The sequence below is a fragment of the Geodermatophilus sp. SYSU D00691 genome, assembly GCF_054050275.1.
This window is the reverse complement of the sequence record NZ_JBJGYZ010000004.1, coordinates 113,163-132,763: the sequence shown is the minus strand read 5'-3', so window position 1 is coordinate 132,763 and position 19,601 is coordinate 113,163. Positions and strand designations below refer to the sequence as shown.

15 protein-coding genes are annotated in these 19,601 nt (G+C 75.1%); 5 read left to right on the top strand and 10 right to left on the bottom strand.

What is annotated here, in order from left to right; genetic code table 11:
* Positions 1-4 precede the first annotated feature (4 nt).
* The 3 genes from ngg to ACI797_RS04315 all read right to left on the bottom strand — a co-directional run bounded on the left by ngg (position 5) and on the right by ACI797_RS04315 (position 5,169).
* Positions 5-1,756: an N-acetylglutaminylglutamine synthetase gene (ngg, locus tag ACI797_RS04325; RefSeq protein ID WP_456857272.1), complete on the bottom strand. Its 1,752-nt coding sequence runs from the start codon at positions 1,754-1,756 to the stop codon at positions 5-7.
* 5 nt (positions 1,757-1,761) lie between these two features.
* Positions 1,762-3,543, bottom strand: a complete 1,782-nt coding sequence (locus ACI797_RS04320) for an N-acetylglutaminylglutamine amidotransferase (RefSeq protein ID WP_456857271.1) — start codon at positions 3,541-3,543, stop codon at positions 1,762-1,764.
* 150 nt (positions 3,544-3,693) lie between these two features.
* A complete protein-coding gene (locus ACI797_RS04315; RefSeq protein ID WP_456857270.1) occupies positions 3,694-5,169 on the bottom strand; it encodes a S8 family serine peptidase in 1,476 nt (491 codons plus the stop codon).
* A gap of 151 nt (positions 5,170-5,320) precedes the next feature.
* On the opposite strand from ACI797_RS04315, the gene ACI797_RS04310 reads away from it, so the two are divergent.
* Positions 5,321-5,683: a hypothetical protein gene (locus ACI797_RS04310; protein WP_456857269.1), complete on the top strand. Its 363-nt coding sequence runs from the start codon at positions 5,321-5,323 to the stop codon at positions 5,681-5,683.
* Entirely contained in the window at positions 5,676-6,092 is a 417-nt protein-coding gene (locus ACI797_RS04305; RefSeq protein ID WP_456857268.1) for a hypothetical protein, read from the top strand. The genes ACI797_RS04310 and ACI797_RS04305 overlap by 8 nt, the downstream gene beginning before the upstream one ends.
* Before the next feature lie 4 nt (positions 6,093-6,096).
* On the opposite strand, the gene ACI797_RS04300 is transcribed toward ACI797_RS04305, so the two are convergent.
* The gene (locus tag ACI797_RS04300) at positions 6,097-6,747 is read right to left on the bottom strand and encodes a hypothetical protein (protein WP_456857267.1); all 651 of its coding nucleotides are present in this window, start codon (positions 6,745-6,747) and stop codon (positions 6,097-6,099) included.
* A gap of 176 nt (positions 6,748-6,923) precedes the next feature.
* On the opposite strand from ACI797_RS04300, the gene ACI797_RS04295 reads away from it, so the two are divergent.
* Complete coding sequence (locus ACI797_RS04295; protein WP_456857266.1) at positions 6,924-9,263, top strand: SpoIIE family protein phosphatase; 2,340 nt, start codon at positions 6,924-6,926, stop codon at positions 9,261-9,263.
* Positions 9,264-9,279: 16 nt separating this feature from the next.
* Here the strand turns inward: ACI797_RS04295 and ACI797_RS04290 are convergent, their stop codons facing one another.
* Positions 9,280-9,795 carry a flavin reductase family protein gene (locus tag ACI797_RS04290; RefSeq protein ID WP_456539497.1) on the bottom strand — a complete coding sequence of 172 codons (516 nt, stop codon included), beginning with the start codon at positions 9,793-9,795 and terminating at the stop codon, positions 9,280-9,282.
* 20 nt (positions 9,796-9,815) lie between these two features.
* Positions 9,816-10,751, bottom strand: a complete 936-nt coding sequence (locus tag ACI797_RS04285) for a hydroxymethylglutaryl-CoA lyase (RefSeq protein ID WP_456857265.1) — start codon at positions 10,749-10,751, stop codon at positions 9,816-9,818.
* 127 nt (positions 10,752-10,878) lie between these two features.
* Between ACI797_RS04285 and ACI797_RS04280 the strand changes: the two genes are divergently transcribed.
* Complete coding sequence (locus ACI797_RS04280; protein ID WP_456539495.1) at positions 10,879-11,769, top strand: diguanylate cyclase domain-containing protein; 891 nt, start codon at positions 10,879-10,881, stop codon at positions 11,767-11,769.
* 24 nt (positions 11,770-11,793) lie between these two features.
* On the opposite strand, the gene pgm is transcribed toward ACI797_RS04280, so the two are convergent.
* A complete protein-coding gene (gene pgm / locus ACI797_RS04275; protein ID WP_456857264.1) occupies positions 11,794-13,428 on the bottom strand; it encodes a phosphoglucomutase (alpha-D-glucose-1,6-bisphosphate-dependent) in 1,635 nt (544 codons plus the stop codon).
* Positions 13,429-13,553: 125 nt separating this feature from the next.
* On the opposite strand from pgm, the gene ACI797_RS04270 reads away from it, so the two are divergent.
* Positions 13,554-16,802, top strand: coding sequence for a DEAD/DEAH box helicase (locus ACI797_RS04270; protein WP_456857263.1), 3,249 nt, complete (start codon positions 13,554-13,556; stop codon positions 16,800-16,802).
* A gap of 27 nt (positions 16,803-16,829) precedes the next feature.
* On the opposite strand, the gene ACI797_RS04265 is transcribed toward ACI797_RS04270, so the two are convergent.
* The 3 genes from ACI797_RS04265 to ACI797_RS04255 are packed head-to-tail and all read right to left on the bottom strand — an operon-like array spanning position 16,830 to position 19,570.
* Complete coding sequence (locus ACI797_RS04265; protein ID WP_456857262.1) at positions 16,830-17,684, bottom strand: alpha/beta fold hydrolase; 855 nt, start codon at positions 17,682-17,684, stop codon at positions 16,830-16,832.
* Between the two features lie 9 nt (positions 17,685-17,693).
* Entirely contained in the window at positions 17,694-18,575 is an 882-nt protein-coding gene (locus ACI797_RS04260; RefSeq protein ID WP_456857261.1) for a hypothetical protein, read from the bottom strand.
* Positions 18,572-19,570: an SPFH domain-containing protein gene (locus ACI797_RS04255; RefSeq protein ID WP_456857260.1), complete on the bottom strand. Its 999-nt coding sequence runs from the start codon at positions 19,568-19,570 to the stop codon at positions 18,572-18,574. Before ACI797_RS04255 ends, ACI797_RS04260 begins: the two co-directional genes overlap by 4 nt.
* Positions 19,571-19,601 lie beyond the last annotated feature (31 nt).

Genomic DNA, 19,601 nt, shown 5'->3' with positions numbered 1-19,601 from the left:
CCGCCTACCCGCGGGTCTCCGGGAAGAGGAGGTCGACGAACCGGGCGACGGTGGGTTGCGGCTCGTGGTTCGCCAGGCCCGGCCGCTCGTTGGCCTCGATGAAGACGTGCTCGGGCCCCTCGACGTCGGGGACCATGAAGTCCAGGCCGGTGACCGGGATGCCGAGCGCCCGGCTCGCGTGCACCGCCGCCGCCGCGATGTCGGGGTGCAGCCGGTCGGTGACGTCCTCGATCGTGCCGCCGGTGTGCAGGTTCGCCGTCCGCCGCACGCGGATGCGCTCGCCGGTGGGCGGGACGTCGTCCATGGCGTACCCGGCGTCGGCGACGACCTCGGCGGTCGTGTCGTCCAGCGGGATGGTGGACTCGCCGGCGGTGGCCCGTTCCCGGCGGCGGCTCGTGGCGCGGACCAGCTCGGCCACCGTGGACCGGCCGTCGCCGATCACCTGGGCCGGCCGCCGGACGGCGGCGGCGACCACCCGGTGGTCGATGACCACCACGCGCAGGTCGTCGCCGGCGACCAGCTCCTCGACCAGGACGTCGGGGCAGTGCTGCGCGGCCAGGGCGACCGCGCGCTGCAGGCCGTCCCGGTCCCGCACGCCGACGGTGATGCCCTTGCCCTGCTCGCCGCGGGCCGGCTTGACCACCAGCTCGCCCAGCTCGTCGAGCAGCGCCGCGGCGGCGTCCAGGTCGCCCTCGGCGGCCACCGCGCCGCGGGGCACCCGCACCCCGGCCCGCTCCATGACCCGGCGGGAGGCGCGCTTGTCGTCGCAGCGGCTCATGGCCACCGCGGAGGTGAACTCGGACAGCGACTCGCGGGTCAGCACCGAGCGGCCGCCCAGCGAGAGCCGCAGCTCGCCGAACTCGGCGTCGGTCACCTCGACCCGGATGCCCCGGCGCAGCGCCTCCTCGGCGATGATCCGCGCGTAGGGGTTGAGGTCGGCCAGCTCCGGCGGGCGCGCGGCGAACAGCGGCGAGTTGATCGGGTTCTTCCGCTTCACGCAGACGGCGTTGACCTGGGTGAAGCCGAGCTTGCGGTACAGCGCGATCGCCGGCGCGTTGTCGTGCAGGACCGACAGGTCCAGGTACGCCCGGCCCCGGGCCGCGTAGCGCTCGGCCAGCACGCGGACCAGCGCCTCCCCCGTGCCGGGCGGGGCGTCCTGCGCGTCGACCGCGAGGCACCACAGGCTGGTGCCCCCCTCGGGGTCGCCGAAGGCGAGCGCGTGGTCGACGCCGGTGACCGTGCCGACGATCTTCCCGGTCCGCCGGTCCTCGGCCACCAGGTAGGTGAAGTCGCGGGTGCGGTGGTTGGCCCACATGGTGATGCCGTCGCCGGTCACCATGCCGTTGCGGGCGTAGATGTCGTTGATCGCCTCCATCTCCGCGCCCGAGGTGACCGTGCGGACGAAGACGCCGCGGATGAGGTCGCCGCGCGGCCGGTAGCGGTTGAGGTGCAGCCGGAAGGTCAGCGACGGGTCGAGGAACAGCTCGTCGGGGGCCAGCCCGATGAGCACCTGCGGATCGCGGGGGTAGACGCAGATGTCCCGCCGGCCGGACTCCTCGGCGCGCAGCGCGGCGAGCACCCCCCGCAGGTCGGCGAAGGTGTGCCCGAAGACCAGCCGCCCCCAGCCCATGTCGAGGACGACGTCGGACTGCATGCCGCGCCGCTCGTGGGCGGAGGGACGACGTGTCGAGCGGTCGGTGAAGCCGCGGTCGGCGGCGCGGCGGCGCGCGCCGGCGATCCGGGTGGGCGAGCCCACGGCGGTCACACCCCGTGGGCCTGCAGCCACAGCTCCAGCAGGCCGAGCTGCCAGAGCTTGTTGCCCTTGAGCGGGGTGAGCTCCCCGTTCGGGTCGGCCAGCAGGGCGTCGACGTAGCCGTCGCGGAACAGGCCGCGCTCGCGGGCCGGCACGCTGCTCAGCGCGTCGCGCACCAGCGTGAGCACCTTGCCCTCGAGGTGGGTGATGGCCGGCACCGGGAAGTAGCCCTTGGGCCGGTCGATGACCTCGGCCGGGATGATCCGCCGTCCGATCGCCTTGAGCACCCCCTTGCCGCCGTCGGCGAGCTTGAGCTCCGGCGGGCAGGCCGCCGCCAGCTCCACCAGGTCGTGGTCGAGGAAGGGCACCCGGGCCTCGAGCCCCCAGGCCATGGACATGTTGTCCACCCGCTTGACCGGGTCGTCGACCAGCATGACCTCGCTGTCCAGGCGCAGCGCGGCGTCCACCGCCGTCGCGGCGCCGTCGGCACCCATGTGCTCGCGGACGAAGGCCAGCGACGGGTCGTGGTCGAGGGCGTACCGGTCGGCGACCAGCCGCCGCATGTCGGCGGCGTCGCGGTCGAAGAACGCGGCGGCGTAGCGCTCCGGCGCCTGCTCCCGCGGCACGCCCGCCAGCGGCGGGTACCAGTGGTAGCCCGCGAAGACCTCGTCGGCGCCCTGGCCGGACTGCACCACCCGGATGCTCTGGCTGACCCGCTCGCTGAGCAGGTCGAAGGCGACGACGTCGTGGCTGACCATCGGCTCGCTCATGGCGCCGATCGCGTGGTCCAGCGCGCCGGCCAGCTCGTCGGAGCTGACCCGGATGCGGTGGTGGTCGGTGGCGAAGCGCTCGGCGATGACGTCGGAGTAGACGAACTCGTCGCCCTCCCGGCCGCCGGCCGCCTCGAACCCGATGCTGAAGGTGGCCAGGCCGGTCTGCCCCTCCTCGGCGAGCAGGCCGACGATCAGGCTGGAGTCCAGCCCGCCGGAGAGCAGCACGCCGACCGGGATGTCGGCCACCAGCCGGCGGCGGACGGCGACCCGCAGGGCCTCCTCGACGGCGTCCTCCCAGTCGCGGGCCGACCAGCCGGCGTGCTCGGGACGGCGCTCGTAGCGCGGCTGCCAGTAGCGGTGCTCGCGGCTGGTGCCGTCGGCCTCGACCACCCGCACCGTGGCCGGCGGCAGCTTGCGGACGCCGGTGAGGATCGTCCGCGGCGCCGGGACGACGGCGTGCCAGGTCAGGTAGTGGTGCAGCGCCACCGGGTCGATGGAGGTGTCGACGTCGCCGGCGCGCAGCAGCGCGGGCAGCGACGAGGCGAAGCGCAGCCGCCCCGGGGTCTCGGACAGGTAGAGCGGCTTGATGCCGAGCCGGTCGCGGGCCAGGACGACCCGGCCGGTGTCCCGCTCGTGGATCACCACGGCGAACATGCCGTGCAGGTGGTCGACGAAGTCGGTGCCCCAGTGGTGGTAGCCCTTGATCAGGACCTCGGTGTCGCTGGTGGAGAAGAACCGGTAGCCGTGGCCCTCCAGCTCGGCGCGCAGCTCCTGGTAGTCGTAGATGCAGCCGTTGAAGACGGCGGTCAGGCCGAGCTCGTTGTCGACCATCGGCTGGCCGCCGGCCGTGGAGAGGTCGATGACCGACAGCCGCCGGTGACCGAACGCGACCCGCCCGGCGCTCCAGGAGCCCTGGCCGTCGGGTCCGCGCGGCACCAGTTCGCAGACCATGCGGTCCACGGCCGCGGTGTCGGCCAGGGAGCCGTCGAAGGTGATCTCGCCGGAGAGGCCGCACATGCGCATTGATCTAACCCTCCCCATCGGCGCCATGCCTCCGGACGGGGAAAGTCACACCTCCGCAACGCGGCTGTTCCACGTGGAACCGTCCCGATCGTGGACGGCCGCGATCAGCCCGGGCCGCAGCTGAGCTGATCGTGGCCGGGACGGCTACGCCGTCAGGCGGGCCACCGCGGCGACCACGTCGACCAGGCCGGTGCCCTTGTCGTAGGACGTCGCGTACCCGCCCACCGACTCGTAGGGCGCACCGTCGGCGTAGGCGTGGGTGCTGCCCTTCAGCGCCGCCTCGATCTCGGCCGGGGTCGCCCCCGGGTCGGCCTGGAACAGCTGGGCGACGATGCCCGCGACGTGCGGCGCGGCCATCGAGGTCCCGCTGATCGTGTTGAACGTGCCGACGTCGAGCAGGCCGGGACCGTTCTGCGGGGCCAGGCCGGTGGCGCAGATCGGCAGGTAGGGCCGGCAGGCGCTGGTGATGTCCTCGCCCGGGGCGGAGAGGTCCGGCCAGGTCGAGGGGTCGGCCGCCGCGCCGCGCGAGGAGTACTCGCTCACCACGCCGTCCCGGGTGCCGGTCCCGTGGTCGAAGTAGGACGCGACCGACAGGATGCCGCCGGTCGGGTCCTGGCCGGGCGGGTTGGTCAGCGACGACGTGCCGTCGCCGCCGTCGTTGCCCGCGGCCCACACCGTGACGACGCCGTCCGCGGCCAGCGCCCGCTGCAGCTTCACCGTGGCCGAGTTCGGGTCGAACGCGCCGCCGCCGCTCGGGCCGTACGAGTTGTTCGTGACCTTGATCGGCGGGCACGCGCTCGCCGGGACGCCGGCGCCGCACGGCGCCTCGTGGTTCTCCAGCACCCAGTTGAGCGCGGAGTCGGCGCCGACGATGAGCAGGACGGCGCCGGTGGAGATGGAGACGAGGCTGGCGCCGGGGGCCGCGCCCTGCAGCTGCGTGCCGTCGGACAGGGTCGTCGGCCGGCCGGCGACGATGCCGCTGACGTGCGTGCCGTGCCCGCCGCCGGAGATGGTGTCGGTGTCCAGCGCGCCCGGCACCGGCAGCACGCAGTCGGTCGCGGTGTTCGACTCGACCAGGCACACGCTCTTGAGGTTGGCGACGACGGCGCTGCTGCCGTCGGCGTCGCGGAAGTACGGGTGGGTGGGGTCGACGCCGGAGTCGATGACCGCCACCGAGACGCCGCTGCCGTCGAGGGGCAGCCCGTTCGCGCCGGTCAGCGTGGCGACCGCCTCGCCGCCGCGGGTGGCGGTGTGCGAGGTGGAGTCGTGGAACTCGATCGCGGTGTTGCCCTCCAGGTAGGTGACGCCGGGCTGCGACCGGGCCGCCTCGACCTGGCCGGCGGTGCCCGAGGCGACCGCGACGCCGATCCGCTCGAACTCGGTGACCAGCCGCATGCCCGTCGTGTCGACGGCGGCCCGGGCGGCCGCGATGTCGGTGCCGTGCACCAGCACGGTGGTGGGCACGGCGGCGGCGAGCGTGGACAGCTGGTCGGCCAGGAAGTCCTGGACCGGCGCCAGGGAGGTCGACGACGGGGCGGCCTGCGCGGGGGTGGCGGCGAGCACCCCGGCGACCAGGGCCGCCAGGCTCCCCGCTCCCAGGGCTCGGCGGGACCGGCTCATGTGGCTCCTCGGGTCAGGTGGATCACATCGCTGTGGCCTGACTGAACGAGCCGCGGCCCCTCCGGTTACCGGTGAGTTCGGTTCGCGGCGGGTCGGGGAAGGATGGCGGCGTGCCGCCCGCCGCCCCGTCGTCCCCGCCCGCACCGCGCCCGTGACGACGCTCGCCGCCCTCGCCACCGTCGCCGCGGTCGTGCTCGCCGTCCTCGGGCTGGCGTCGACCGCCGCCTCCCGGCGGATCGGCGCGCTGCACCTGGCCGCGGCGGGGCTGCTGGAGGCGGTGCTGCTGGTGCAGGTCGTCGTCGCCGTCGTCGGGCTGGTCGGCGGGCACCGGCTCGTGGAGCCCGGCACCTTCTTCGGCTACCTGGTCGCGATCCCGCTCATCCCGGTGGCCGGCGTCCTCTGGGCGCGCACCGAGACCACCCGGTGGGCCGGCACGGTGCTGGCCGTCGCGGCGGTGGTGGTCGCCGTCATGGTCTGGCGGCTGGTGCAGGTGTGGGAGGCGACCGGTGCCTGAGCGCGGGCCGGGGGACACGTCCGGCGGGCCCGGCCGCGTCCTCGTCGCCCTCTACGGCATCTTCACGCTGGCCGCCGGCGCCCGCGCCGCCGTGCAGCTGGCCACCCGCTTCGACGAGGCGCCGCTGGCCTACCTGCTCTCGGCGCTCGCCGCGGTCGTCTACCTGGTGGCCACGGTCGGGCTGGTGCGCGGGGGCCGGGCCGGACGGCGCACCGCGCTCGTCGCCGTCTCGGTGGAGCTGGTGGGCGTGCTGGTCGTCGGCACGCTGTCGCTGGTCGACCGGGCCGCCTTCCCCGACGAGACGGTCTGGTCGGTCTACGGCAGGGGCTACCTGTTCATCCCGCTGGCGCTGCCGGTGCTGGGCCTGCTCTGGCTGCGCTCGCGGGGCCGCGTCGCCGGCGACCGGTGAGCGGTCAGAAGTCGCCGCCCCCGCCGAAGTCGCCGCCGCCGAAGTCCCCGCCGCCGAAGTCGCCGCCGTAGTCCCCGCCGCCGAAGTCCTGGGCACCCTCCTCGTAGCCCGCGGCGTAGGCCTCCTCGTCGCCGCCGCCGAACAGACCGCCGTCACCGAGGCCGGTGTCGAAGAGCGCGTCGGCGACCGCGGTGCCGATCACCAGGCCACCGATCGTCCCGAGCAGGCTGCCGCCGACCATGCTGCCGAAGCTGGGTCCGCCGTAGCCGCCGCCGTACCCCCCGCCGTAGCCGGGCCCGTACCCGCCGCCGAAGGCGCGCTCGAGGGTGCCCGGCCGGCGCATCTCCACCCGGGTGGCGGCCCGGGCGAGCGCCTGCGCGTCCTCGCCCTGCGGACGCTCACCGGCCGCGGAGAGCTGCTCGAGCACCTGGCGGCGCTGCTCGGGCGTGAGCTGGGCGAACGCCTCGGCGTGCGCCTGCTCGATCTGGTCCGGCGGCGCGGTGCGGAGCAGGTAGCGGTAGCGCTCGATGGCCTGCTCGTCGGCGGAGCGGGCGGGCCGCGGCGGGCCGCGGTGGTCGTCGTAGCGGTCCCCGTACCCCGTGGAGCTGGCGTGGCCGCGGTCGCGGCGGCCGAACAGCCGGTCGAGCAGTCCCATGGTCCCTCCCTGGTGAGCCCTGCTCCCGTCGGACGAGCGACGGGGGCGCGCCGTTCCCCGGTCGGGCGTCGGGGTGCCCGCTCGGCGGGAGCACCACACCTGCGGCCCGAAAGCCGCTGGCCACGAGCGTGATCGTCGTGGTGGTCGGCCCCGAACCCGCCGGTTAGATTGGTTGCGTGCCGCCGAATCGCGACCGGGGACCGGGCCCCGCCGTCCCCCCGCAGGCCGCGGCGGCCGTCTCGGGCGCCCCCACCGACACCGGGCGGGACCTCGACCGCCAGGCCGGCATCGTCACCGCGGCCAGCGCCGTGGTGTCCGAGCACGCGCAGGACTCCGGCGCGCACGCCGCGCTGCCGGGGGTGCTCGCCGACGTCCCGGTCGCCGTGCTGGTCATCGACCAGAAGGCCGGCACCGTGATCTACGCGAACACCGCCGCCGTCGAGCTCTCGGGCAACGTCTCGCTCCCGGTCGACATCGACACCTGGGGCGCCTCCGCCGGGCTGACCGACCTGGGCGGCGAGGCCCTCGCCCGGTCCGGCAGCCCGTTGTCGCTGGTGGCGCAGGGTCAGCCGGTCACCGGCGAGGCCGTGCGGCTGAGGCCGGGCACGAGCTCCGAAGCAGAGCGCGCCCGCGGTGACGACGGCCTCTCCGACGAGCTGCTCTGGGTGACCGGCTTCCCGCTGTCGCAGGCCGGCAGCGACCAGCAGCTGGCGCTCGTGGTGTTCCTCAAGCTCGACGGCGTCGGCGACGTCGAGGACCCGGACGCCTACCTCCAGGCGCTGCGCGAGCGGGCGGTGCTCGCCACCGACATCACGTTCACGATCACCGACCCGCGGGAGCCGGACAACCCCCTGGTCTGGGTCAACCCCTCGTTCACCCGGGTCACCGGCTACGAGTACGAGGAGGCCGTCGGCCGCAACTGCCGCTTCCTGCAGGGGACGGCGACCGACCCCCAGGCGGTGGCCGAGATCCGCGCGGCGCTCGAGGAGCAGCGCACCGTGACCACGACGCTGGTCAACTACCGCAAGGACGGCACGGCGTTCTGGAACCAGCTGTCGATCAGCCCGGTCTTCGACGGCGAGGGCAACCTGGTCAGCTTCGTGGGCGTGCAGACCGACGTCACCGAGCGGGTGCGGGTCGAGAGCGAGCGCGAGGCGGCGTTCGCCGCCGAGCAGGCGGCCCGCCGGGAGGCGGAGCTGGCCCGGGCGATCGCCGAGCAGGCGCGCGCCGACGCCGAGCACGCCCAGGAGGGCGCCGAGCGGGCGCAGAACCGGCTGGCCCTCATGTCCGAGGCCACCAGCACGCTGATGGCCACCCTCGACATGCAGTCGCTGCTCGACCGGCTGGCCGGCATCTGCGTGCCGGTGCTCGCCGACTGGGTGTTCGTCACCCTCGTCGACGCCTATGGATCGGTCGTCGACACCGCCGCGCGGCACCGCGAGGGTTTCGAGGAGGAGCTCCGGGTGTTCAGCGCGGCGCACGCCATGAACCTGCCGGAGAGCTCGCCGAGCCGGCGCAGCATGGCGACCAGCCAGCCGACGCTGATCGACCCCGTGACGCGGGACGTCAAGGACCGGGTCTTCGTCAACCCGACGGCGCGCGAGCTGGTGGAGCAGCTGGGGTGCGTGTCCGTGCTGACCGTGCCGATGGTCGCCCGCCGCCGCACGCTGGGGGCGATGGCGCTGGTCATGACGTCGGAGGACCGCCACTTCGCGCCCGAGGACGTCGACCTGCTCCAGGACCTCGCCCGCCGCGCGGCGCTGGCCATGGACAACGTGCGGCTCTACCAGCAGGAGCACAGCGTGGCCGACACGCTGCAGCGCTCGCTGCTGCCGGTGCTGCCCGAGATCCCGGGCATCCGCGCCGCGGCCCACTACGTCAGCGCGTCGACGGCCGCCGACGTCGGCGGCGACTTCTACGACCTGCTGCAGCTGCCCGACGGTTCGATCGGGATCGTGGTCGGCGACGTCATCGGCCACGACGTCGCGGCCGCCGCGGCGATGGGCCACCTGCGGGGTCTCATCCGCGCCTGCGTGTGGGAGGCGCAGGACGACGACCCCGCCACCGTGGTCACCCGGGTCGACCGGCTGGTGCAGGGCCTCCACGTGGCCCCCATGGCCACGATGGCCTACGTCCGCGCGACCCGCCCGGAGCGGGACGGCGGACCGTGGCGCGTGCGGCTGGCCAGCGCCGGCCACCCCCCGCTGGTGCTGCGCTCGCCGGACGGCCGCGTGCAGCTGCTCGACGGGGTGACGGGGCTGCTGGTCGGGGTGGACACGAGCACCCGCCGGGACACCGTCGACATCGAGGTGCCCGCGGGGTCGACCCTCGTCGCCTACACCGACGGGCTCATCGAGCGCCCCGGCACCGACCTCGACGCCGGGATCGCCGAGCTCTGCGCCCGGCTGGCCGCGGCCCCGGCCGACGCCGACCCGCGGACGCTCTGCGACGCCGCCGTGGCGGGGTCCCTCGACGGGCGCGACGACGTGGCGCTCATCGCCGTCCACTTCGAGTAGCCGTCGTGGCCGCCGTTCAGCCGTCGGCGCGGCGGCCGTCGAGCAGGCCGTAGGAGCCGCGGTGGAACAGCAGCGGCCGCCGTCCCGGGTCGGCGCCGAGGTCGAGCACCCGGGCGGCGACCAGGGTGTGGTCGCCGCCGTCGTACTCCGCCCACAGCTCGCAGTCGATCCAGGCGACGACGTCCTGCAGCACCGGGGAGCCGTGCCGGCTGCGCGACCAGGGGACGCCGGCGAACTTGTCCTCGCCCGAGCGGGCGAACGTCTGCGACAGCCCGGTCTGGTCCTCGGCCAGCACGTTGACGCAGAACCGGCCGATCTCCCGCAGCCGCGGCCAGGTGGTCGACGTCCGGCCGGGGGCGAAGACGACCAGCGGCGGGTCGAGGGACAGCGAGCTGAACGACTGGCAGGTGAAGCCGATCGGCCCGGCGGCGGTGTCGGCGGTCACCACGGTGACCCCGGAGGCGAAGTGGCCGAGGACGTCGCGCATCACGCGGGGGTCCACCGGACCCGGGTCCTGCGGCACGGCCGTCACGTGCCCCAGCCAACCACCGGTCAGCGGGCGGCGGCTTCCCGGGGGACCGAGGGCCCGCCGGCCCGGTACAGCGAGCTCGGCAGGTCGTGGCCGACCGCCTGCTCGGTCACCGCGGCCGCGGCGAGGACGGCGTCGAGGTCGAGGCCGGTGCGCACGCCGGACTCCTCGAGCATGTACACCAGCTCCTCGGTGGCGATGTTGCCGCTGGCGCCCGGTGCGAACGGGCAGCCGCCGAGCCCGCCGACGGAGGAGTCCAGCTGGGTGACCCCCGCCTGGACGGCGGCCAGCGCGTTGGCCTGGCCGGTGCCGCGGGTGTCGTGGAAGTGCACGCCCACCGGGACGCCGGGGCACGCCCGGCGGACGGCGTCGAGCAGCTGCACCACCCGCAGCGGCGTCGTCGTGCCGATCGTGTCGCCGAGGCACAGCTGGTCGGCCCCGGCGGTCACCGCGGCCCGGGCGACGTCGACGGTGCGGGGGATCGGCGTGCGGCCGTCGAACGGGCAGTCCCACGCCGTCGCGATGATGACCTCCAGCGAACCGCCGGCCCCGTGCGCGAGCCCGGCGACCTCGCCCACCGCGCCGACCGCCTCGGCCGTGCTGCGGCCCGCGTTGGCGCGGCTGTGCCCGTCGGAGGCGCTCACCACGTACTCCAGGTCGGCCACGCCGGCGTCGACCGCCCGCACGGCACCGCGCGCGTTGGCGACCAGGGCCGACCAGTGGACGCCGCCCCAGCGGGAGAGCTCGGCGGCCACCTGGTCGGCGTCGGCGAGCGCGGGCACGGCGCGCGGCGAGACGAACGACGTCGCCTCGATCCGGCGGACACCGGTCGCGACCAGCGCTTCGAGCATCTCGAGCTTGGCCTCGAGCGGGACGGGTGCCTCCAGCTGCAGCCCGTCGCGCATGCCGACCTCGCGGATGTCGACCTCCGCCGGCAGCACCAGGTCGAACTCGTTCACGGCGTCCTCCTGCGGGTCCCAGGCGTCTCCTCCGCATCCTGCACCCCTGGCGCGGCATGCGGATCGCCGGTATTGGGGAACACTTGGGTTATCCACAGGTTGAGCTGAGCGGCGGGAGGAGGTGGACGTGACGGAGCTGGTCGACGCACCGCCGCCCGCGGATCGGCGCAGCGTCTTCGCCAACGCGCCGATGGGCGTGGCCCTGTGCACCACCGACGGCGTGGTGACCGACGCCAACCCGGTCCTCGGCCAGCTGCTGCGCCGCAGCACCGACGACCTGGTCGGCCGGTCGCTGTTCGACCTCACCCACCCCGACGACGTCGAGGGCGCCCGCGAGGCGTGCAGCGTGCTGCACCGCCACCCCGGCCGGCACATGCGGCACGAGTGCCGGTTCCTGCGGTCCGACGGCTCCGCCGTGCCGGTGCAGGTGGCCACCTCGTGGGTCGCGGCCACGCCCGACGGCGGGCCCGCGCACCTGGTCATGATCATCGAGGACATCACCGACCGGAAGGCGCTGGAGGCGGCGCTGGTGCACCGGTCGCTGCACGACCCGCTGACCGGGCTGCCCAACCGGATCCTGTTCCACGACCGGCTCCGGCACGCCCTCGAGCGCGGCCACCGGGAGCGGACGCCGACCTGCGTGCTGATCATCGACCTCGACGGCTTCAAGGCGATCAACGACGAGCACGGCCACCCGATGGGCGACGCCGTCCTGGTGTCCTTCGCCGGCCGGCTCGCCTCGGTGCTGCGGGCCAGCGACACGGCCGCCCGCCTGGGTGGCGACGAGTTCGCCATCGTCTGCGAGAACACCGAGCGGCCGGAGGCCGAGGTGCTCGCCGAGCGGGTGCGCACGACGGTGACCGATCCGCTCGTCATCGGCGACCTGAGCATGACGATCGGCATGAGCATCGGGATCGGGTCGGCCCACGGCGGCGCCGACCCCGACGAGGTCTACGAGCAGGTGGTCCGCGAGGCCGACGACGCGATGTACGCCGACAAGGCCGACCGCCGCCGCTGAACCGGGCCGGCTGCGGGACCGCGCTCAGCCCCCGAGGGCCGCGGTGACGACGGCGCGGGCCTCCTCCTGCACCCGCGCGAGGTGCTCGGGCCCGCGGAAGGACTCGGCGTAGACCTTGTAGACGTCCTCGGTGCCGGACGGGCGGGCGGCGAACCAGGCGTTCTCGGTGACCACCTTGAGGCCGCCGATCGGGGCGTCGTTGCCCGGTGCGCGGGTGAGCTTCGCGGTGATCGGCTCACCGGCGAGCTCGGTGGCGGTCACGTCCTCCGGCGACAACCTGCCGAGGGCCGCCTTCTGCTCGCGGGTGGCCGGGGCGTCGACGCGGGCGTAGGCCGACTCCCCGTACCGCCCGGTGAGCTCGGCGTGCAGCTGCGACGGCGACCGCCCGGTGACGGCCTGGATCTCGCTCGCCAGCAGCGCCAGCAGGATGCCGTCCTTGTCCGTCGTCCAGACGCTGCCGTCGCGGCGCAGGAACGACGCCCCGGCGGACTCCTCCCCGCCGAAGCCGACCGAGCCGTCGAGCAGGCCGGGCACGAACCACTTGAAGCCGACCGGCACCTCGACCAGGCGGCGGCCGAGGCCGGCGACGACACGGTCGATCAGCGAGCTGGAGACCAGCGTCTTCCCGACCGCCGTCCCCTCGCCCCAGCCCGGCCGGTGCGCGAACAGGTAGGAGATGGCCACCGCCAGGAAGTGGTTGGGGTTCATCAGCCCGGCGTCGGGCGTGACGATGCCGTGCCGGTCGGCGTCGGCGTCGTTGCCGGTGGCGATCGCGTAGTCGGCGCGCTTGCCGATGAGCGAGGCCATCGCCGAGGGCGACGAGCAGTCCATGCGGATCTTCTCGTCCCAGTCGAGGGTCATGAACCGCCACGTGGGGTCGACCAGCGGGTTGACCACGGTGAGGTCGAGACGGTGCCGCTCGGCGATCACGGCCCAGTAGTCGACGCTGGCGCCGCCCAGCGGGTCGGCGCCGATGCGCACGCCGGCGTCCCGGATCGCGTCGACGTCGAGGACCTGCGGCAGGTCGTCGACGTAGTCGCCGAGGAAGTCGTGCCGCTGCGCGGCGGCACGGGCCCGGGCGAACGGGACCCGCCGGACCTCCTTGAGCTCCCCGCGGAGGAGGTCGTTGGCGCGGTCGGCGATCGCCTTGGTGGCGTCGGTGTCGGCCGGGCCTCCGGACGGCGGGTTGTACTTGAACCCGCCGTCGGACGGCGGGTTGTGCGACGGGGTGACGACGATGCCGTCGGCGAGACCGGCCGACCGGCCGTGGTTGGCGCGCAGGATCGCGTGGCTGACCGCCGGGGTGGGCGTGTACCGGTCGGCGGCGTCGACGAGCACCGTCACGTCGTTGGCCGCGAGCACCTCGAGCGCGCTGGTCCAGGCCGGCTCCGACAGCCCGTGGGTGTCCCGGCCGAGGAAGAGCGGGCCGTCGTAGCCCTGCGCGGCCCGGTACTCGCAGATGGCCTGCGTGGTCGCGAGGATGTGCGCCTCGTTGAACGCGGCGTCGAGGCTGGACCCGCGGTGCCCGCTGGTGCCGAAGGACACCTGCTGCCCCGGGTCGGCCGGGTCGGGCTCGAGCGCGTAGTAGGCGGTGACCAGCGCGGCGACGTCGACCAGGTCGCGGGGCTGGGCGGGCTGTCCGGCGCGGCTCTCGGTCATGCCCTGATCTTGTCCCCTCGCGGCGAGATCGGCGATGTCGCACGCTTTCAGGGGTCATAGCGTGCGAGACCGCCGGTCTCGCCGGGGGACCGGGGACCGTCGGTGGCCCGCCGTAGCCTGTCGGGGTGCTCGGGGGCTGGGACGAACTGGTCACCGACCCCGCGCTGGCCGAGGCCGTGGGCGACGACGTGCTCGACCGCGCCCGCCCGTACGTGGCCCGCAGCGTGCTCGGCGTGCGGGTCGCCGACGACGCCCGCCGCGTCTCGGCGCTGGTGCAGGGCAGCGGGCCGGCGCCGTACCGCACCACCGTCGTCCTGGCCGACGGCAGCCGCACCGGCTGGGTCGGGGCCTGCACCTGCCCGGTGGGCGACGACTGCAAGCACGCCGTCGCGGTCCTGCTGACGCTGCGCGGGCGCCTGCCGGGGAGGCCCGTCCGGCGGTCCCGCACCTGGGAGGACGAGCTCGCGGACCTGGTGACGGCGGCCGACGCCCCGGGACAGGCGGCCGTGCCGCTGGGGCTGCAGTTCGACCTGGTCGCCCACGAGCCCGGCCGGGGACGCGCCTCGGTGGGCGCTCCCGGAGCGCGGCAGCGGCTGGTCCAGCTGCGACCGGTCACGCCGGGCAAGCGGGGTCAGTGGGTGCGCACCGGGGTGTCGTGGCGGCAGCTGCAGTACGACAGCGTGCGCGCCGGCTGGGACCCGGCCCACCTGGCGGCGCTGCGCGCGCTGCACGCCACCCACCAGGCCGCGCGCAACCAGTACTACTCCTACGCGCCGGTCGACGTGTACCTGCACGAGTTCGGCCCGGGGCTGTGGCGGCTGCTGGCCGAGGCGGTCGCCGACGGCGTCGCGCTGCTGACCGCCGACCGCCCGGCCCGGCCCGTGGTGCTCGCCGCGGAGCCCGCCACCATCGCCGTCGACGTGCGGGACGGCGGGGACCGCACCGACCTGGCCGCGGTGCTGCGGGTCGACGGCCGCGCGGTCGACCCGGCCGCGCTCTCCTTCCTCGGGGTGCCCCCGCACGGGGCCACCGTGGACGGGCGGCCGGACGACGGCCCCGGGCTGGTGCTGGCCCGGCTCGACCGGCCGGCGCCCCCGGCGCTGGCCGGCCTGGTCGCCCGCGGCGGCGCGATCGGCATCCCGGCCGGCGACCGGGACCGGTTCCTGCGCGACTGGTACCCGGGGCTGCGCCGGGCGGTGCCGGTGATCTCCGCCGACGGCTCGGTCGAGCTGCCGGAGACCCCCCGGCCGCGGCTGGCCGTCACCGCCCGCTACCCCGGGGACGGCAGCGTCTGCGTGACCTGGGCGGTGGCCTACGGCGAGCGGGCGTTCGCCCTCGACGAGCCCGCCGCGCCGGGGTCCGGCCGCGACCCGGCGGCCGAGCAGGCGCTGGTCGGGGCGCTGCCCGCCCCGGTCGGGGGGCTGCCGGAGCTGTGGACGCCGGAGCGCCGGCTAGCCGAGCGCAGCGAGCTCGCCGGCGTCGAGGCGATGGAGTTCACCACCGAGGTGCTGCCCGCCCTGCGCGGCGACGGGGACGTCGACGTGACGGTCGAGGGCACCCCGCCGGCGTACCGGCAGAGCACGGCGGCGCCGCAGATCAGCTTCGCCGCCCGCGACACCGGCGAGTCCGACTGGTTCGACCTCGGGATCAGCGTGTCCGTCGACGGGCAGACCGTCCCGTTCGCCACGCTGTTCCAGGCCCTCGCGGCCGGGCGCACCCGGCTGGCGCTGATCTCGGGCACCTGGTTCTCGCTGCAGCGGCCGGAGTTCGAGCAGCTGCGGCTGCTCATCGAGGAGGCCCGGGAGCTGCGCGACGTCCCCGGCGACGGCGTGCAGGTCAGCCGGTACGCGGTCGGGCTGTGGGAGCAGCTGCTGGGGCTCGGGGTCGTGGAGGAGCAGAGCGAGCGCTGGACCCGCGAGGTGCGCGGCCTGCTCGACCTGGAGGCCGCCGAGCCGCCGCCGGTGCCGGCCGGGCTGGCCGCGCAGCTGCGGCCCTACCAGCAGGAGGGCTACGGCTGGCTGTCCTTCCTGTGGGACAACCGGCTGGGCGGCGTGCTCGCCGACGACATGGGGCTGGGCAAGACCCTGCAGACGCTGGCCCTGCTGGTGCGGGCGCACGAGGCCGGTGAGCTGGACGGCGCCCCCGCGCTGGTCGTCGCGCCGACCAGCGTGGTGCACACCTGGGTGCGGGAGGCGGCCCGCTTCGCCCCGGGGCTGCGGGTGGTCGCGGTGACCGAGACCGAGCGCAAGCGGGGCAGCGCCCTGCGCCGGGAGGTGGCCGGCGCGCACCTCGTCGTCACCTCGTACGCGCTGTTCCGGATCGACGAGGAGTCGTGGGCCGACCTGCCCTGGTCGGGGCTGGTGCTCGACGAGGCCCAGTTCGTCAAGAACTCCCGGGCCCGCACCTACCGGAGCGCCCGCCTGCTGCCGGCGCGGGTCAAGTTCGCGCTGACCGGCACGCCGCTGGAGAACAGCGTGATGGACCTGTGGTCCCTGATGTCGATCGTCGCGCCGGGGCTCTTCCCCGATCCGCAGCGCTTCAGCGACACCTACCGCATCCCGGTCGAGCGCGACGGCGACGCCGACCGCCTGGCCCAGCTGCGCCGCCGGATCCGGCCGCTGGTGCTCCGGCGCACCAAGGAGATGGTGGCGGCCGACCTCCCGCCCAAGACCGAGCAGGTGCTCGAGGTGGTGCTCGAGCCGAGGCACGAGCGGCTGTACCAGACGCACCTGCAGCGGGAACGGTCCAAGGTGCTCGGCCTGGTCGAGGACATGCGGAAGAACCGGATGACGATCTTCCGGTCGCTGACCCTGTTGCGGCAGCTGAGCCTCGACCCGGCGCTGGTCGACCCGGCGTACGCCGACGTGCGGTCGAGCAAGGCCGAGGCCTTCCTCGAGCACCTGCGGGAGGTGGTCGCCGAGGGGCACCGGGCGCTGGTCTTCAGCTCGTTCACCCGCTTCCTGAAGGGGATCCGCGACCGGCTGACCGGCGAGGGGATCGACTGGGTCTACCTGGACGGGCACACCCGCGACCGCGACGCCCGGATCGAGGAGTGGCGCACCGGCACCGCCCCGGTGTTCCTGATCAGCCTCAAGGCGGGCGGCTTCGGGTTGACGCTGACCGAGGCGGACTACGTCTTCGTGCTCGACCCCTGGTGGAACCCGGCGACCGAGGCGCAGGCGGTCGACCGGGCGCACCGGATCGGTCAGGACAAGCCGGTGGTCGTCTACCGGCTGGTGGCGGCGGGCACGATCGAGGAGAAGGTGATGGAGCTCAAGGCCCGCAAGGAGGCGCTGTTCTCCCGCGTCGTCGGCGACGGCGCGCTGGCCTCGGGCGCGCTCACCGCCGACGACGTGCGGGGGCTGTTCGGGTAGGGCGCTGATCCACGTGGAACAACCGGGTCAGTCGTGCTCGACGCGGTCCAGGAAGCGGCGCAGGGTCTCCAGGAAGATCTCCGGCTGCTCGGAGTGCACCCAGTGCCCGGCGTTCTTGATCCGCACCAGCCGCGTCGCGGGGAACAGCTCGTCCATCCGGTCCCGGTCCTGCGGCAGGACGTAGTGCGAGTTCGCGCCGGCGATCCACAGCACCGGGCCGTCGTAGGTGGCGCCTGCCGGGGGCTCGGGGAAGCCGCGCAGCAGCTCGAGGTCGCGCTCGAGCAGGTCGAGGTTGAGCCGCCACCGCCAGCCGCCGTCGGCGCCGAGGCCCTCCCGCACCAGGCTCTGCAGCAGGAAGCTGCGCACCATCCGGCTCGGGACGACGTCCTGCAGCGCCGCGTCGGCCTCCTCCCGGCGCTGCAGCGACCCCAGGTCGAGGGCCTTCATCGCCGCGATGTAGTCCGCGAACGGCGAGGCCTCCTCGTCCGGGTCGTCGGTGCGCCCGCCGGAGACGGGGTACTCGACCGGGGCGACGTCGACGACGACCAGCGCCCGCAGCAGCTCGGGACGGCGCAGCGCCAGGGTCATCGCCACCTTGCCGCCCATGGAGTGCCCGACCAGCGTGACCGGCTCGCCGTGGGACTCCAGCTCGGCGGCGACCAGACCGGCCATGTCCACGTAGTCGACGGTGTCGGTCCACGGGGAGTGCCCGTGGTTGGGCAGGTCGAGCAGCGTGACGCGGTGCCGGTCGGCGAGCCCCTTCGCGATCGTCGTCCAGTTCCGGCCCTGGCCGAACAGCCCGTGCACGAAGACCACGCGCGGCCCGGCCTCGCCGACCGTGCGCGCGGCGAGCCGTTCGTCCTGGCCGGCGTCCTCGCTCATGTCCTGATCTCAGCAGACCAGCCGCAGGGTCCGGGGCGCCGCTCCCACCTCGACCCGTTGCCCCCAGGTCAGCGTCAGCCGGTCGCTCTCCAGCCCGTCCCCGAAGGCGACGAGCCCCTCGGACTCGACCTCCACCGTCAGTGCCCGGCCCGGGGGCAGCAGGCCCTCGGTGTGCGCGGTGCCGGTGACGGGGGAGGGCCACGCCTCCCGGACGAACCACGCCAACGCTCCGTCCTCCGGCGCCGGGAGCGGCAGCGCGCTGCGGCGCTCCAGCCAGGCGGACCGGCACCACCCCGTCGCCCCGGTGCCGGTGCCGACGAGCAGCCCGGACGACGCCTGGCGCTCCACGTCACCGTCGGGGGTGGTCAGCCGCCAGCGGGCGGTCTGGTGCGTCGGCGAGCCCAGGTAGACCTCGTTGAGCGCGGTCAGCTCCTGGCCGTCGTCCGTGCGGGCGGTGACCATGGTCAGCTCGCGGGTCCGCAGCCGGCCGGCGAGCAGCCGGCCCACGTCGGCGGGGCGGTGCCGCACCAGCACGCCGGGGTTGCGTCCCGGCTCGGGGTCCACCCCGACCACCGGCTGCCCGTCGAGGTACTTCGCCACGTTGGCCACCAGGCCGTCCTGCCCGACGACGAGGACGACGTCCTCGGGCGCGAACAGGAACCGGGGCAGGTCGGCCCGCTCCACCCGGCCCTGCCGCCAGTCCACCGGGACGCCGCGCAGCGCCTCGGCGATCGCGTCGCGGACCGCGGCGTCGCGCGTCTCCACCTCGGCGATGTCGCGGCCGCGGGTGCTCAGGGAGAAGGCGGCGGCGGCGCGGGTGCCGTGCCGGGCGACCAGCTCGGTCAGCTCGGTCGCCCGGTGGACGAGCACCACGCGGGGCGCGGGAGTCACCGCGTGCTCCCCAGCTTCGCCAGCACCGGTGCCAGCAGGTCGGGCGTCAGCACCACGCTGTCGATGTGCGGCAGGTTGCGGGCGAGCTCCTCCAGGGCCCGGCTGACCAGCACCTCCGGCCGGGCGTCGGCGTACGCCGCCAGCTCCGCCGCCCGCGCGTCGGCGGCCGCGGCGCCGACCAGCCGCTCGGTCTCGGCCCGCACCTCCGCCGCCTGCCGGTCCCGCCGGGCCTGCGAGTGCGCGGCGATCTCGGCCGCGGCCGCCGCCTCCTCGGCCTCCCGGCGCGCGTTGGCCCCGCGCCGGCCGATGAGCTCCTCGGTGCGCCGGGCCAGCTCGACCTGGTTGGCCAGCTCGTTCTCGCTGATCGCCCGCTCGCGCTCGACGGCCAGGGCCCGCCGCTCGTAGGTCGCCCGGTCGGCCTCCTGCTGCACCCGCTCCCGGGTCGGCGTCTGCAGCGCCCGCTCGACGTCCGACTCGGGCCGGACGGCCACCACCCGGACGCCGATCACGGCGAGGCCGGTCTCGGCCAGCCGGGCGTCGCCGGCGAGCCCGGCCTCGACGGCGGCGCGGACCGCGGGCACGCCCCCGACCAGCGCGTCGGTGAGCGCGGTGCGGGCGAGCAGGTCCAGGGCGTGCTGCTGCGCGGTCTCGGTGAGCAGCGCGGCGACCTGCTGCAGCGGCGTGCCCCGCCAGCTGCCGCGCTCGGGGTCGATGGAGAAGTCGACCCGCGCCGCGGCCAGCGCCGGGTCGGCCACCCGGAAGGTCAGCGTCGCCTGCACGGTGACGTCCTGGAAGTCCGCCGTCCGCGCGTGGAAGAGCATCGGCAGCTCGCGGTCGTCGACCGGCACCTCCGACAGGACCGCGGACAGCGGCCGGAACCAGAAGCCGGCGCCGGTGCCCGCGTGCCGCACGGCGCCGCGGCGCACGTGCTGCACGTAGGCGGTGGTCGAGCCACGGAGGTGGCGGATGAAGGGGTAGCGCGCGATGTCGGCCACGGGGTCCTCCTGCGTCCTCGTTGTTCTCGTC